The sequence below is a fragment of the Nocardiopsis listeri NBRC 13360 genome (assembly GCF_001570765.1).
Taxonomy (GTDB): Bacteria; Actinomycetota; Actinomycetes; order Streptosporangiales; family Streptosporangiaceae; genus Nocardiopsis; species Nocardiopsis listeri.
The window spans coordinates 24,637-38,915 of record NZ_BCSH01000075.1 but is presented as its reverse complement, the minus strand read 5'-3'; the positions used below and the strand labels follow the sequence as shown (position 1 = coordinate 38,915).

Annotated in this window: 12 protein-coding genes; 5 read left to right on the top strand and 7 right to left on the bottom strand. The window is 69.9% G+C overall.

Going from position 1 to position 14,279, the window contains the following annotated elements:
* Positions 1–275: 275 nt before the first annotated feature.
* Positions 276–989 carry a response regulator gene (locus NLI01S_RS20745; RefSeq protein ID WP_067607162.1) on the bottom strand — a complete coding sequence of 238 codons (714 nt, stop codon included), beginning with the start codon at positions 987–989 and terminating at the stop codon, positions 276–278.
* 455 nt (positions 990–1,444) lie between these two features.
* On the opposite strand from NLI01S_RS20745, the gene helR reads away from it, so the two are divergent.
* Together helR and NLI01S_RS20735 are read left to right on the top strand one after the other, a co-directional pair.
* Positions 1,445–3,592, top strand: coding sequence for an RNA polymerase recycling motor ATPase HelR (gene helR, locus NLI01S_RS20740; RefSeq protein WP_067607160.1), 2,148 nt, complete (start codon positions 1,445–1,447; stop codon positions 3,590–3,592).
* 245 nt (positions 3,593–3,837) lie between these two features.
* Positions 3,838–5,436 carry an ATP-binding cassette domain-containing protein gene (locus NLI01S_RS20735; RefSeq protein WP_067607158.1) on the top strand — a complete coding sequence of 533 codons (1,599 nt, stop codon included), beginning with the start codon at positions 3,838–3,840 and terminating at the stop codon, positions 5,434–5,436.
* Positions 5,437–5,500: 64 nt separating this feature from the next.
* On the opposite strand, the gene NLI01S_RS20730 is transcribed toward NLI01S_RS20735, so the two are convergent.
* The 3 genes from NLI01S_RS20730 to NLI01S_RS20720 all read right to left on the bottom strand — a co-directional run bounded on the left by NLI01S_RS20730 (position 5,501) and on the right by NLI01S_RS20720 (position 8,879).
* Positions 5,501–6,943 (bottom strand): MDR family MFS transporter, encoded by a 1,443-nt coding sequence (locus NLI01S_RS20730; protein WP_067607156.1) that lies wholly within the window; start codon positions 6,941–6,943, stop codon positions 5,501–5,503.
* Positions 6,944–7,165: 222 nt separating this feature from the next.
* Entirely contained in the window at positions 7,166–7,957 is a 792-nt protein-coding gene (locus tag NLI01S_RS20725) for a hypothetical protein (RefSeq protein WP_067607155.1), read from the bottom strand.
* Positions 7,950–8,879: an ATP-binding cassette domain-containing protein gene (locus tag NLI01S_RS20720; RefSeq protein ID WP_190318540.1), complete on the bottom strand. Its 930-nt coding sequence runs from the start codon at positions 8,877–8,879 to the stop codon at positions 7,950–7,952. The genes NLI01S_RS20725 and NLI01S_RS20720 overlap by 8 nt, the downstream gene beginning before the upstream one ends.
* Positions 8,880–8,986: 107 nt before the next feature.
* Here NLI01S_RS20720 and NLI01S_RS20715 point away from each other — a divergent pair, with 107 nt between their 5' ends.
* The 3 genes from NLI01S_RS20715 to NLI01S_RS20705 all read left to right on the top strand — a co-directional run bounded on the left by NLI01S_RS20715 (position 8,987) and on the right by NLI01S_RS20705 (position 11,513).
* The gene (locus NLI01S_RS20715; RefSeq protein ID WP_067607151.1) at positions 8,987–10,081 is read left to right on the top strand and encodes a sensor histidine kinase; all 1,095 of its coding nucleotides are present in this window, start codon (positions 8,987–8,989) and stop codon (positions 10,079–10,081) included.
* Entirely contained in the window at positions 10,078–10,683 is a 606-nt protein-coding gene (locus NLI01S_RS20710) for a response regulator transcription factor (protein ID WP_067607148.1), read from the top strand. Before NLI01S_RS20715 ends, NLI01S_RS20710 begins: the two co-directional genes overlap by 4 nt.
* 116 nt (positions 10,684–10,799) lie before the next feature.
* Positions 10,800–11,513, top strand: coding sequence for a creatininase family protein (locus NLI01S_RS20705; RefSeq protein WP_067607167.1), 714 nt, complete (start codon positions 10,800–10,802; stop codon positions 11,511–11,513).
* On the opposite strand, the gene NLI01S_RS20700 is transcribed toward NLI01S_RS20705, so the two are convergent.
* The 3 genes from NLI01S_RS20700 to NLI01S_RS20690 form a co-directional block, all read right to left on the bottom strand.
* Positions 11,418–12,416, bottom strand: coding sequence for a lysylphosphatidylglycerol synthase transmembrane domain-containing protein (locus NLI01S_RS20700; protein ID WP_067607147.1), 999 nt, complete (start codon positions 12,414–12,416; stop codon positions 11,418–11,420). The two genes, NLI01S_RS20705 and NLI01S_RS20700, sit on opposite strands and share 96 nt — an antisense overlap.
* A gap of 7 nt (positions 12,417–12,423) precedes the next feature.
* Positions 12,424–13,275: a class I SAM-dependent methyltransferase gene (locus NLI01S_RS20695; RefSeq protein WP_067607145.1), complete on the bottom strand. Its 852-nt coding sequence runs from the start codon at positions 13,273–13,275 to the stop codon at positions 12,424–12,426.
* Between the two features lie 145 nt (positions 13,276–13,420).
* Positions 13,421–14,257, bottom strand: coding sequence for an SAM-dependent methyltransferase (locus tag NLI01S_RS20690; protein WP_067607143.1), 837 nt, complete (start codon positions 14,255–14,257; stop codon positions 13,421–13,423).
* Positions 14,258–14,279 lie beyond the last annotated feature (22 nt).

Sequence of the window (14,279 nt, the reverse complement as noted above, 5' to 3'; positions counted from 1 at the left end):
CAGCAGGATCACGACCCCAGGCGCCCCACCCTCACCACCCACCCTGGGCAGCACAAAACCGGCGAAACCAGCGGCTCCCCCAAGATCAATGGGATCACGCCCATCGACCCCACCACCAGCACGAACTTTCTGGCCTGTGGACAACCTCGGAGGCCGACACGCTTCGACGCTCACTACGCGCTACCCGTACATCCCACCACCCACCATCGGCTTCGAGGCGAAGGCAATCGTCATTCGCTTTGTGTGGCAGATGTGTCGGCCCACGTGTTCGGTGGTCAGCTCACGTATTCGGCGCGGACCGCGTAGATGGCGGCCTCGGTGCGCGAGTGCACCTGGAGCTTCTCCAGGATGTTGCGGACGTGGTTCTTCACGGTGTTCTCGGTGATGAACAGGCGCCCACCGATCTCGCGATTGTTCATGGACCTGGCCAGGAGTTTGAGTACCTCGGTCTCGCGGGGGGTGAGCTGGGGGAGCGTCTCCTTGGGCCGGTGGGAGGTCTCCTGCTTGGCCAGTTCGGCGAATTCGGCGATCAGCTTGGTCGCCATGGAGGAGTCCAGACATGAGCGGCCGGTGGCGATGGTCCGCACCACGCGGGGCAGGTCGGTTACGGCCATCTCCTTGAGGAGGTAGCCGGTCGCGCCCGCTTTGAGGGCCTCGAACAGGTCGGATTCGGATTCGCTCATGGTGAGCATCACGAACTTGGCGTCCGGCGCGATGGCGCGGATGCGGGGGCCCGCCTCGATGCCGGTGGTGTGCGGCATCATCACGTCCATGATGATGACGTCCGGTTGCAGCTCGCCGGCCTTCTGGACGGCCACGTCACCGTCACCGGCCTCGCCGACCACGTCGATGTCGTCCTCGTCGTCCAGGACCGACACCAGGCCGCGACGGAACAGGGCGTGGTCGTCGACGACCATGATGCGCAGTGGCCGGGTGGGGGTGGGGCCGTCGACCGGTCGTATCTCGGCGGGGGCGGATTGAGGGGTCACCGGAACAACTCCTGCTTTTCGTTCTGACCGGAAAGAGAATGGACGTCGGACCTTTGTCCGCCCGCGCAGGAACCGCTGTGGCACGGGGCGAGAGGGGGTCGAGGGAAAGCGGCCATACCCATGGGAACTCCTGGTACCGAGGCTCGTTCCCATGTTCTCACGGACGGTCGATCCGTGGCTGTCGATTCCGATTTCTCACCTGAGTGGCAGGACCGGCCCGAGTGGGGACCCACCCGAGCGGTGTGACCCGACCAAAGAGCATGAAAAAAGCCGCGCGCAAGAGGCGGCGGCGTGAACGTTACTGCGGGTCGGTGCGGGGGTGGAGGTGGGGTGCGGGCGATTCCAGAGACCTCCCGCCACTTCTAATTTATAGCGCACCCCCGGGCTTGCGGCAAGACCCCGGTGGTGGTTCACAATCGACCTTCGTGAGCACAACCCACGATCGGGGAGACGACGTGAAAACCCAGGCCACCAGCGCCTTCGACCTTTCCGAACACCTCGCTCCCAAGGCCGACCCGAAGCTGATCGCCGACGATGAGCGACACTTCGCCGCCATCGCGCGCAGCCTCGAAAACGGCATCGCCGACCTGAACGAACGCCTCGACGTCCAGCGCCGGTCCTCGGGTGGCAACATCCGAGAGACGGTCGAACGTGACATGGAGATCCACCGCCTGTCCTCTCGGTTGCGCGCCCTACGCCGCTTCGGCCTGGACCTGTGCCTGGGCCGATTCGTCCGTGCGGGTGAGGAGCATCCCGTCTACGTCGGCAGGCTCGGCCTCTCCGACTCGGAGGGAGACCGCCTGCTCATCGACTGGCGCTCGCCCGCCGCCGAACCGTTCTTCGCCGCCACCCACGCCGACCCGATGGGTCTGGTCAGTCGTCGTCGCTACCGGTGGAAGCTCGGCCGGATCGGCGACTACTGGGACGAGGTGTTCACCGAGGACGGTTTCGAGGGCCACGCCGCCCTCGACGACCAGTCCGCCTTCATCGCGAGCCTGGGAGCCAACCGCTCCGACCGGATGCGTGACGTGCTCGGCACCATCCAGGCCGACCAGAACGCCATCATCCGGGCGGGGTCCTCCGGGGCCCTGGTCGTCGATGGGGGACCGGGCACCGGTAAGACCGTGGTCGCCCTGCACCGCACCGCCCACCTGCTCTACGCCGACTCCCGGCTGGGCCACCGGCGCGGCGGGGTGCTGTTCATCGGCCCCCACCAGCCCTACCTGGCCTACGTCGCCGACGTCCTGCCGAGCCTGGGCGAGGAGGGCGTGCAGACCCGCACGCTGCGCGACCTGGTCCCCGAGGGCGCCATGGCCGGCGAGGAGACCGATCCCGAGGTCGCCCGGCTGAAGGAGTCCGCGCGCCTGGTGGAGGCGATCGAACCGGCCGTGCGGTTCTACGAGCGACCACCCACCGAGGCCATGACCGTGTCGACCCCGTGGTTCGACCTCCGGTTGAGCGCCGCCGACTGGAAGGAGGCGTTCGACGCGGTGGACCCGGGCACCCCGCACAACGAGGCGCGCGAACGCATCCTGGAGGAACTGGTCGCGATCCTGGACGACCAGCACGAGGAGGAGGACGTCACCACGAAGATGCTGCACTCCTGGCTACTGCGCGACCGGGAGCTGATCGGCGCCCTGTATCGATCCTGGCCGCTGCTGGAACCCACGGACCTGGTGGGCGACCTGTGGTCGGTCCCGGCATACCTACGTCTGTGCGCGCCCTGGTTGGAACCCGACCAGGTCCGCGCCCTGCAACGCGAGGACGCCCAGGCCTGGACGGTGTCGGACCTGCCGCTGTTGGACGCGGCCCGACGGCGGCTCGGCGACCCGAAGGCCTCCGAGCGCAAGCGCCGCCACGATGCCGCCGCCGAGACCGAACGTGAACGCGTGTCCTACGTCATCGACGATCTGATGGCCGCGGACGATGATGGGGAGGGGCTGGTGACGATGCTGCACCACGCCGACCTGCGCGAGAACCTGGTCGACGAGGCGGCCCTGCCCACCGGTGACACGGACCTGCTCGCCGGCCCGTTCGCGCACATCGTCGTGGACGAGGCCCAAGAACTTACCGACGCGGAGTGGCAAATGCTGCTACAGCGCTGCCCCTCCCGCAGCTTCACCATCGTGGGCGACCGTGCCCAGGCGCGGCACGGGTTCACCGAGTCCTGGCGGGAGCGGCTGGAGCGGGTCGGCTTCGATCGGGTCGAGATGGCGTCGCTGAGCATCAACTACCGGACCCCGACCCAGGTGATGGAGGCCGCCGAACCGGTCATCCGGGCAGTGTTGCCGGACGCCAACGTGCCGACCTCCATCCGTGGGGGCGCCCCGGTGGAGTACGGCCGTGTCGAGGAACTGGAGTCGATCGTGGCGGCCTGGGCGGCGGAGAACGACGAGGGCATCGCCTGCGTCATCGGCGCGCCCGACTTCCACCCCGGTCCGCGCGTGCGATCACTGACCCCGACCCTGGCCAAGGGGTTGGAGTTCGACCTGGTCGTGCTCGTCGACCCGCAGGACTTCGGGACGGGCACCGAGGGCGCGGTCGACCGCTACGTCGCCATGACCAGGGCCACCGACCGGCTCGTCGTTCTCACGAGCACCTGACCCGGATGTGCGCGGGACCTCCGGTAAAAGAACTTTCGTTCGCCGGGGCTCCCGCGTTAGTCTTGAGACATGATCCAGTCGGTTCTCTACCTTTAACGGCGTCGTCCGCCGCCCATGCTCGTCGAGCATCTCCGAGCGTCGCGTCGCGGCCATGACGACCTGACCCCATCGAGGGTCGCCGTTTTCGGCACGCCCACCAACCCGGTCACCGGGTGACTTCGGCGTGCCCGTTGTAGAGGACGCACATGCCCACCGCCCTTCCCGCGCGTTCGCGCGCGCAACTCGTCGTGTCCGGGGTCTCCGTCACCCTGGGCGCCCACCGAGTGCTCTTCGACACCGACCTCACCGTCACCCCCACCTCCCGGATCGCGATCGTGGGGGAGAACGGACGGGGCAAGACCACGCTCCTGAACGTACTCGCGGGCACGCTCGTCCCGGACGAGGGCACCGTGAACCTGGTCGGCACGCTGGGCCTGGCCGAACAGGAGATGTCCACCGCCGACCGACGCACCGTCGGGGAGGTGATCGCGGACGCCTTGGCCGACTCCCTGGCCGCGCTCGCCGAACTCGACACCGCCGGGCTCGCCTTGGGCGAGAACGCCACCGGGGCCGAGGAACGATACGCGCGGGCCCTGGAGCGCGCCGAGGCGCTGGACGCCTGGGACGCCGAACGCCGGATCGACGTCGCCCTGGACGCGCTGGGCGCCGAAACGGACCGCTCCCGCCGCCTCACCGAACTGTCGGTCGGCCGCCGCTATCGGGTCCGCCTGGCCTGCCTGCTCGGCGCCGAGGACGACTTCCTCCTGCTCGACGAACCCACCAACCACCTGGACCGTGCCGGTCTGGACTTCCTCACCGAACGCCTGCGTCGGCGCTCGGGAGGAGTGGTGGTGATCAGCCACGACCGCGCGTTGCTGTCCGACGTGGCCCACACCGTGGTGGACCTGGACCCCACCGACGACGGCCGTCCCCGAGTCCACGGCGGCGGGTACGAAGGCTACCGCCGGGGTCGCCGGGCCGAACGAGAACGCTGGGAGCAGGAGTACGCACAACAACAGGAGGAGAGGTCGCGTCTGCGGGATCTGCTGAGTTCGGCGCAGAACCGGCTCGTGTCGGGGTGGCGCCCGGACAAGGGCACCGGCAAGCACCAGCGCGCCACCCGCGCGGGCGGACTGGTCAAGAACGTGCGCCGTCGTCAGGCCGACCTGGACACACACGAGGTCACCATGCCCGAACCACCGCAGCGGTTCCGGTTCCCCGATCTGCCCACACGGTCCGGTACGACCCTGTTGGCGGCCGAGGGGATCACCGTGAGGGACCGGCTCACCACCCCCGCCTCACTGACCCTACGGGGCGGCTCGAGGCTGGTGGTCACCGGCCCCAACGGAGCCGGCAAGTCCACGCTGCTCTCGGTGCTCGCCGGTGAGCTGGAACCCACCACCGGCCGGGTGCACGGCTCGGATGAGGCCCGCGTCGTGCTGTTGCGGCAGGAGTCCGAGCTGCCACTGGATCGCCGGGCCGCCGACGTGTACGCCGACGCGAACGGATCCGTCGGCCTGTCCTCGCTCGGGTTGTTGCGCCCGAGGGAGACGGGAAAGCGGGTCGGTGAACTGTCCATGGGTCAGCGTCGCCGCCTGGACCTGGCACTGGCCCTGACCCACCGGCCGCACGTTCTGCTGTTGGACGAGCCCACCAACCACCTGTCGATCGCGCTGGTGGACGAGCTCACCGAGGCCCTCGAAGCCACCGAGGCGGCAGTGGTGCTGTCCACCCACGACCGGCGATTGTTGCGCGACGTCGGAACCTGGCCGTGTCTGGACCTGGCCGCCTACGCTCGGGTCTGATCCCGACCACGGGGAAGGGGCGGTGGCCGATGAAACGGCGACCGCCCCTTTCAAGGGTGTGCGATCACTCGGCGGGCGCGGAACGGCGGACCAGGAAGGTCGCGAAGAAAGCCAGGGTGGTGATGCCGGCGCCGAGCATGAACGCGACGTGGATACCGCCGGCCTCGGCGGCGACGGCACCCATGCCGCCCTCGACATGGCTCGCGGCCACCGCGGTCATCACCGCGATGAACGCGGCCGTGCCCGCGGCACCGGCGACCTGCTGCACGGTACCGACCACGGCGCTGCCGTAGGAGTACAGCCGCTTGGGCAGGGAGCCCAGCGCGCCGGTCAGCAACGGGGTGAACATGAAGCCCAGACCGATGCTCAAGAACACGTGAGCGGTCACGATGGAGGCGATCGTGGTCTCGGTGTCGAAGGTGGTCATGGACCACATCACCAGGGTGACCACGGCCGCACCCGGTGTGACCAGCGGGCGCGGCCCGAACCGGTCGTAGAGGCGGCCCACGATCGGGGCCAGCAGACCCATCACCAGACCACCGGGCAGCATCGCCAGGCCGGTGGCGAGGGTGTCGTGGCCCAGCACGTTCTGCATGTAGACCGGCAGCAGGATGATGACGCCGAACAGCGCCATGAAGCTGGCCAGCACCAGGCTGATCGAGATGGTGAACTGGCGGGACTCGAAGACCCGCAGGTCCAGCAGGGCCCGGTCCTCACGCTGCAAGCGCAGCTGACGCCACACGAACAGCGCCAAGGCCACGACGCCCACACCGATGGCCAGGGCCGGGGGAATGCCGGCGCCGGCGTCGGAGGCCTTGCCCATGCTGGAGAAGCCGTAGACCAGACCGCCGAACGCGAAGGCCGACAGCAGGATCGAGGGCACGTCGACGCGGGCGGTGGTCGGCTCGGTGATGTTGCGGATGAAGACCGCGCCCAGGGTCAGGCCCACCAGTGCGATCGGCAGGACCAGGCCGAACAGCCAACGCCAGTCCAGCACGTTGAGGATGAGCCCGGACAGGGTCGGTCCCACGGCCGGGGCCACCGCCATGACGATGGAGATGTTGCCCATCACGCGGCCGCGGCGGTCGTTGGGGACCATGTTGAGCACGGTCGTCATGAGCAGCGGCATCATGATCGCCGTTCCGGAGGCCTGAACGATCCGGCCCAGCAGCAGGACCGTGAAGTTCGGCGCCAGGAAACAGATCAGGGTGCCCAGACTGAACAGGGTCATCGCGGTGATGAAGACCTGTCTGAGGTGGAACCGCTGTAGCAGGAAACCGGTGATGGGGATGACCACGGCCATCACGAGCATGAAGGCCGAGGTCAGCCACTGCCCTGTGGAGACGGAGATACCCAGGTCCCGGCTGAGGGCGGGCAGGGCCACACCCATGATCGTCTCATTCAGGATGACGACGAACGCCGAGACCAGGAGAAGCGGAATGACGAGCCGGGTGGCGCGCTGTGCGGTGCCCTCGTCTGTGGTGGTCGGTGGGGTGTGCCTGGTCACGTACTTCCTTGGGCGCTCATGAGTGGGTTGGACGTGCGGGGAGTCGCGGGGTGAGGAGCGGGAACGCTTCGATGACCATTGAGTCCGACTTCGTCCCGACGCAGAGACAACCTCGCCGAACAGGGCAGTATTCCGCGTTGGGACGTGTGAGCAAAGTGGTTTTTCGAAGGGTGGAGGCCGCTTTGTCCAGTCTAGATGACGGAACGTCCCGTCTCGCCGGATTTACCGGCCGCGGCGCCGCGTCCACAGGTGCGCCACACCCACGAACGCCACCGCCCACGCCGCCAGTACCACCAGGGCCGCCACCGGGTGGAGGGTGTCCGTGCCGGCGCCGAAACCGGCGACCGCGTGCACCGCCTCACCCGGCAGGTAACGCAGGATCCCGTCCAGGGAATCACCCGGGACCCAGGCCAGGACCGTCGGCAGGACGAACAGACCCAGCGTCCCCAGCACACCGCCGGGCAACGAACGGGCAATCGTGGTGCAGGCCAACGTCACCGTGCCGTAGAACGGAACCATCACCACGCTTCCGAGCACGACGCGCGCCACCCCCTCCGCGGTGAACGCTAGGGACGTTCCGTCGGAGAGCACGCTCACCAGCCGCCCGGCCCCGAAGGCGCTCAGCCCGGCAGCCAGTCCGCACAACAGCCCGCCCCCGGCCACCACCAGGGCCGAGGCCGCCAAACGTCGCCCGCGCCGGGGGACCGCCAACAGAGCGATTCGGTCCAGACCGGTGGACTGTTCGGCGGCGACCAGTGAGGCGACCAGAACCATCACCACGAACGTCGCCGCGTCCACCCCCAACATGGAGGTGGTCACCACGTCCAACGCCGACATCGCCGACACCGAGCCCCCGGTCGTGGTCTCGGCGGTGAGCAGGAACAACGCCGCCACCGCGGCCCCCACCACGGCGCACAGCACCGGGGCCAGGCGTGCTTGGACCAGCGTGGTCGAACGGGACCACTCGGCTGCCAGCGCCGCTCCGAACCCGGGCTTCCTTGGACCGTCAAGCATGGTCGACTCTCTCCCCTTCGTCCTCTTCCTCGCTGTTCAGGGCGAGGAAGGCCTCCTCCAGACCGGTGCGCAACGGGGTGAGTTCGTGTAGTTCCACGCCCTCCCTCGCGGCCAGCGCACCCAACGCCGGTGCCTCCATCCCCACCACCTCCACCGCGCCTTCGCCACCCGGGCGCACCGTGGCGCGTCCCGCCACCAAGTGGGTCAACCTGTCCACCTGGGGGGAGACCACCCGAACCCGGGCGGTGCCGGTACCGCGAGAGAGTTCCTCGGCGGGAAGGTCGGCGATCAACCGGCCCCGCCTCAGCACCAGCACGTGGTCGGCGGTGGCCTCCATCTCGCCCATCAGGTGGCTGGAGACGAACACGGTGCGCCCTTGGGAGGCCAGGTCGCGCAGTAGGGCACGGACCCAGGCGATACCCTCCGGATCCAATCCGTTGAGCGGCTCGTCCAGGACCAGCACATCCGGATCGCCCAGCAACATCGCGGCGATCCCCACGCGTTGGCGCATCCCCAACGAGAAGGAGCCCACCCGTCGGGTGGCCGCCTCGGCCAGACCCACCTGGTCGAGCAGGTGGTCGGCGCGGGAGAGGGGGATCCGTCCGGCCCGGCACAACCACCGCAGGTGGTCACGGGCGGTGCGGCCGGGGTGCGGGGCCTGCGGGTCGAGCAGGGCGCCCACCGTGCGCAGCGGATCGGGCAGGTCCCGGTAGGCCACGCCGCCGATCCGGGCGTGCCCCGAGTCGGGTTCCTCCAGGCCCAGGAGCATGCGCATCGTCGTGGTCTTGCCCGCCCCGTTGGCCCCCAGGAAGCCGGTGACCCGTCCGGGATGGACGGTGAAGTCGAGGTGGTCGACGACGGTGGTGTCGCCGAAGGTCCTGGTGAGCGAGTCGACCTCGATCACCGGTGTCGTCGTTGTCATACCTCCACGTTGACCCGGGGGGAGGGGACCGACCTCGTTCCTTTGTCAGCGGGACACCGTGACGATTGTCAGGGGTGTGCCGGTCCTCACCGCCGTAGAGTCGCCCTATGGCCAGAACAGAGGAGCGGCACCTGCTCGTCCGGCTCGGGGGTGCCCTGTTGGGGGTGCTCGCCCTGCCGGGGTGGACGCTGGCCGCCCCGGACCGACCGATCGCCCTGGTGTTGCCGGTCGGCGCGTTGTACACCGTCGCCTGTCTGGTGGCCATCCCCTCGGTGATGGAGCGCCGGCCCGCCCTTCGACTTCCGGTCTGTGCGGGGTTGCTCGCCGCCGGATGGGTGATCCTGGTCTGGCTCGGCCCCCAGAACCCCTGGGTACTGCTCTACGCCCTCGTGGTCATCGCCGCGATGCTGCCCTTGTTCTGGGTCCTGGCCCTGACCGGGGTCACGATGCTGGGCCTCCTGGTCTGGGGCGCGGCCACCGGCGACGCGTTCGCTCGGGTCCCCGACCTGATCATGATCGCCTCCGTGACCGCCGTGGTCGGGCTCCTGGCCTCCCTCGTGGAGACCAACGCCGAACTGCGCCGGGCCCGTGAGCAGGTCGCCGAACTGGCCACCGCCCGCGAACGCGAACGCGTCGCCCGCGACCTGCACGACATCCTCGGCCACAGCCTCACCACCGTCGCGGTGAAGGCCGGACTGGCCCGTCGGGTTTTGGACAAGGGCGGTGACCCGGAGATGGCGTCCACACAGATCGGCGAGGTCGAGGAACTGGCCCGACGCGCCTTGGACGACGTGCGGGCCACCATCGACGACTATCGCGAGGTACGCCTGTCCGTGGAGCTGTCCAACGCCGCCGAGGCACTGCGCTCCGTCGGGGTGGACGCAGACCTGCCCCGTGCCGTCGACGACCTCGACCCCGCCCTGCGTTCGGCCTTCGGATACGTGTTGCGTGAGACCGTCACCAACGTGGTCCGGCACGCCCACGCCGACCGGGTCCGGGTCCGTCTGGGGAGGGACCACATCGAGATCACCGACGACGGAGACGGCCACCCCGAGGGCCGGTTCGGCAACGGATTGTCCGGCCTGAGCGAGAGGATGCGGGCGGTGGACGGACGATTGAGCACCGGTCCGGGGCTGCTCGATGGCGACCGGGAGGGGTTCACCGTGTACGCGTACGGCGGACGGGCAGGGGGGTCCCGATGATCCGGGTGCTCATCGCCGACGACCAGGCCCTGGTGCGCGGTGCCCTGGCCACCATGCTCGACCTGGAAACGGACCTGGAGGTGGTCGCCCAGGCCGCCTCAGGACAGGAGGCCCTGGACGAGGGGCTGCGCACCGGGCCCGACGTCGCCCTGTTGGACGTGCAGATGCCGGGCCTTGACGGGTTGGGCGCCGCCGAACTCCTGCGCGAACGGTTGCCCGAGTGTCGGGTGGTCATGTGCACCACCTTCGGGCGCCCCGGATACCTCACCCGCGCGCTGGCCGCGGGCGCGAGCGGGTTCGTGGTCAAGGACGCGCCGCCCGAACACCTGGTCGACGCCGTTCGGCGCGTCCACCGGGGCCTGCGCGTCATCGACCCGCAGCTGGCCACCGAGTCGTTGGCCGGTGGCCCCAACCCGCTCACCGAACGCGAGCGTGACGTGCTGCGCGCCGTGGCCGACGGCGCCACCGCCGCGGCGGTGGCGGCCCGTCTGCACCTGAGCCGGGGCACGGTGCGCAACCACCTGTCGGCGGCCATGGGCAAACTCGACGCCCGAACCCGGGTGGAGGCGGCTCGCGCGGCCGAGGACCGCGGCTGGCTCTGACCCCGTCGGCTTTGGTCAGAGGCGCCGTGGGGGCCGGGGCCGCCCCTGTTCCCCCCCCATATGAATCTACGGTGTAAAGGCGACCGTTCTCTTCGATCCGAGCGACAATGACCGACATGGACTTCTCCGATCCTCTGCCAAGGACCACCAGCGAGGAAGAACGTCGAAGCGGTGCGCGGGTGGCGTTGCTGCCCGTGGGCAGCCTCGAACAACACGGCCCCCACCTGCCGCTGACCACCGACACCGTCATCGCCTCGGCTCTGGCGCAGGTCCTGGCCGACGCGAACCCCTCATTGAGGCTCTTGCCGCCGATCGCCTTCGGTTGCTCCCACGAGCACTCCTCCTGGCCGGGTACGGTCAGCGTCTCGGCGCCCACCCTGCACGCCATGGCCGCCGACATCGCCGCTTCGTTGCGCGCTTCGGGCACCCCCGAACTGGTGGTGGTCAACGGGCACGGCGGCAACCACGTCCTGGCCAACCTGGTGCAGGCCTCCGGTGGTGACATGGCGCTCTTTCCCGGCCCGCACGATTGGGAGGCCGCTCGCGAGGCTTCGGGGATGGGCACCACCAACGACCGGGACATGCACGCCGGGGAGTTGGAGACCTCGGTGCTGTTGCATGTCCGTCCCGACCTGGTCCGTGCCGGCTATGAGGAGGCCGATCACCTGGCCGACCGGCGCGACCACATGCTCACCACCGGGCTGAGCCGTTACACGCGGTCGGGGGTGGTGGGTCTACCGTCGCGCGCCACGGCGAACAAGGGGCGTGACCTGTTGGCGGCCCTGGCCGAGTCCTTCACCGGGTACCTGAACGTGCTCGACGGTGCCTAGCCGCCACAGCAGCACCACCACCCCGGGCAGGGCGGCGATCAGGGCGAGCAGCCCGTAGAGCACCGACACGGTCAGACCGGTCGCCGCACCCAACCCCGCGGCGCCGAAGGTCAGCGTGGTCACCGCCTCGCGCGGCCCCCAACCACCGATGCCGGCCGGCACGCTCATGGCGACCAGGGCCGAAATCGCCAGTGGCACCAGGACGGGCAGCGGGGCGGTGACCCCCGCGGCCTGTGCCGCGACCAGGAACAGGGTCACGTGTCCGGCCAGGGCCGCCACCGACGTCAGCAGGACCCCGGGGCCGGTGGTCGCGGTGAACAGGCCCGCGCGGGCGTCGGCGAGGGTTGCGGTCAAGGCGCGCCGGCGGCGGGTGCCGCGCCGCCTGGAGAACAACAGGCCGGCGCCCACCACGGCGGCGACCAGGACCGGTAGTGTCAGGGACGCCGCCAGGGTGAGCAGCCCGGGGCCGAGCACGGCGGCGGGCAGCGTGAACAGCAGGGTGGCGCCGGTGGCGGTTAGGACCACCTGCCCGGCCGCGCGTTCGAGCACCACCGCGCGTACGCCCCGGGGCAGGTCACCGGCGTAGCGGCCGTGGCCCAGGGCCCGGTGTACGTCGCCCAGGACCCCCGAGGGCAGGACGGCGTTGAGCAGGATGGCGCGGTAGTAGTCGCCGATGGCGCGTCCCCAGGGCAGTCGTAGACCCACCCCGCGGGCGACCAGGATCCAGCGGGCCGCGCAGAGCACGGTCGTGATCAGGCCGATGGTCAGGGCCGCGCAGACGGTGCGGCCGTCGAGGGAGGCGAAGGCGTCGGTGAAGGCCTCCATCGGATACCACCAGACCAGGGCGGCGAGCAGGGCCGCGCCGATGAGGGCTCGGGCCCGGCGTCGCAGGTGCTCGCTCATGGGAACCTCACGGGTGTCTCGGGTGGCCGTTGGGGAGGGCGAGCAGGTCGGTGTGGTGTACGACCGCCACGAGTCCGCGCTGTTCGCACTGGTCCACGCGGTGCCGTAGGTGGTCGGTGGGGATCGGCGCGTGCTGTTCGCCGGCGGCCCGGAACCTGCCGCGTAGCCAGGCCAGGGTCAGGTCGCGGTGTTCGGGGAGCAGCCGCCAGGGGCTGGGGTAGGTCAGGACCCGTCGCCCCAGGGAGTGGAAGGTCCGGGTGGTGAACGCGGTGGCGTCGGGCCCCAGGCGGCCGGCACGGCGTTGGTGGTCGTTGAAGGCGTCGGTGATGGAGGTGTCGGCCGGGTGCGCGGGGTACAGGTCCACGCGGCCGGTGACGGTCAGGGTGAACAGGACGGCACAACCCGCTTCGTGCGCGGCTCGGGCGATGGACAGGACCTGGTCGCGGGTGAGCAGGTCGAGCAGGGCCGAGCCGGTGACCAGGTCGGTGCCGGTCAGGTCGGCGGCGGTGACCCGGTCCAGGTCTTGTAGGCACATGCGGGCCTGGACGGTGGATCCGTCGGCGGAGACGCGGGGCATGCGGGTACCGGCCAGGTTCAGCAGGTGGGGGTCCAGGTCGTGGAGCGTCCAGGTCTGGGGGCCGGCCAGGCGTGGGGCGAGCCAGCGGCCTTGGGAGCCGGTGCCGCAGCCCAGATCGGTGATGCGGATGGGGCGCCCGCCGGGGCCCGCGCCGTGTTCGGAGAGGTGGGTGCGCAGGGGGTCCAGGGGAGCGGTGGCCCGTGCTCGGCCGTCGGCCTCCTCTCGCAGTGAGAGCCACTCGGGGGTGAAGGCCTCGGGCGCGTGGTCGGGCGTTGGGCTCAACGGGACTCCTCAGTGCGGAGAGGGCCGCCGGGTGGGCGGGTGCTCTTGCCTTCACAGTGCCGGTCGGGTCGGGTCGAAGTGGGCGGTTCGCCGAACTCCGACCCGTGTGCTCCCCTGGACCGGGTCTACCCGTTGAGCCGTTGTTTCATGGGGTGGCCGGGTCTTCAGGGCCGGGTCGGGTCGACGTCTTCTTGGCCAGTCCGGCGTACTGGGGCAGGTCGCGGACGGTGCCGACCTCGGTGGGTTCGGGGCGCCAGCGGAGCACGGAGACGGGGCCGGGCTCGACCGGTTCGAGGCCGTCGAAGAACCGACCGAACTCCTCCACGGTGCGCATGTGGTAGGGCTGGGCGACCTTTTCCTGCCAGAGTCGCATGCCCTGCATGGCGCGTTCGCCGAGTTCGGCGTCCATGTGGGCCATGACCCCGTCGCAGACCGCCAGGAAGCTGCCGGGGGCCAGTGCGTCGGTGTAGGCGTCCACGATCTTCAGGGCCTCGTCGAACTCGAAGTGGCCCATGGTGCCCATGAGGGTGAGGGCGATCGGCCGGTCGAGGTCGAGGGTTCGTGCGGCGGCTTCGAGGACCTTGGCGGTGTCGCGCAGGTCCGCGCCCACGAACTGGGTCCGTCCGGTCTCGGTTCCGGTCAGCAGGGCGCGGGCGTGGGTCAGGACCAAGGGGTCGTTGTCGACGTAGACCACGCGCGCGTGGGGGGCGAGTGCCTGGGCGACCTCGTGGGTGTTGTCGGCGGTGGGCAGGCCGGTGCCGATGTCGAGGAACTGGCGGATGCCCTCCTCTTGGACGAGGTGGGTGACGGCGCGGCGTAGGAAGACCCGGTCTCCGAGTGCGACGTCGACGACCTGGGGGGCCAGTTCCTTGATCCTGTCGCCGATCTCGCGGTCGACGGGGTAGTTGTCCTTTCCGCCCAACCAGTAGTTCCAGACCCGTGCGGTGTGGGCGATGGTGGAGTCGATGGGGGAGTCGGTCATGGGGGGCCTTTCAACTCGGATG

What these genes read in the sequence shown, in the direction of transcription:
- NLI01S_RS20735 (WP_067607158.1), top strand. Translation starts at nt 3,838, where the DNA reads ATGCCCACCGCCCTTCCCGCGCGTTCGCGCGCGCAACTCGTCGTGTCC.
- NLI01S_RS20725 (WP_067607155.1), bottom strand. Translation starts at nt 7,957, where the DNA reads ATGCTTGACGGTCCAAGGAAGCCCGGGTTCGGAGCGGCGCTGGCAGCC.
- NLI01S_RS20720 (WP_190318540.1), bottom strand. Translation starts at nt 8,879, where the DNA reads ATGACAACGACGACACCGGTGATCGAGGTCGACTCGCTCACCAGGACC.
- NLI01S_RS20715 (WP_067607151.1), top strand. Translation starts at nt 8,987, where the DNA reads ATGGCCAGAACAGAGGAGCGGCACCTGCTCGTCCGGCTCGGGGGTGCC.
- NLI01S_RS20710 (WP_067607148.1), top strand. Translation starts at nt 10,078, where the DNA reads ATGATCCGGGTGCTCATCGCCGACGACCAGGCCCTGGTGCGCGGTGCC.
- NLI01S_RS20705 (WP_067607167.1), top strand. Translation starts at nt 10,800, where the DNA reads ATGGACTTCTCCGATCCTCTGCCAAGGACCACCAGCGAGGAAGAACGT.
- NLI01S_RS20700 (WP_067607147.1), bottom strand. Translation starts at nt 12,416, where the DNA reads ATGAGCGAGCACCTGCGACGCCGGGCCCGAGCCCTCATCGGCGCGGCC.
- NLI01S_RS20690 (WP_067607143.1), bottom strand. Translation starts at nt 14,257, where the DNA reads ATGACCGACTCCCCCATCGACTCCACCATCGCCCACACCGCACGGGTC.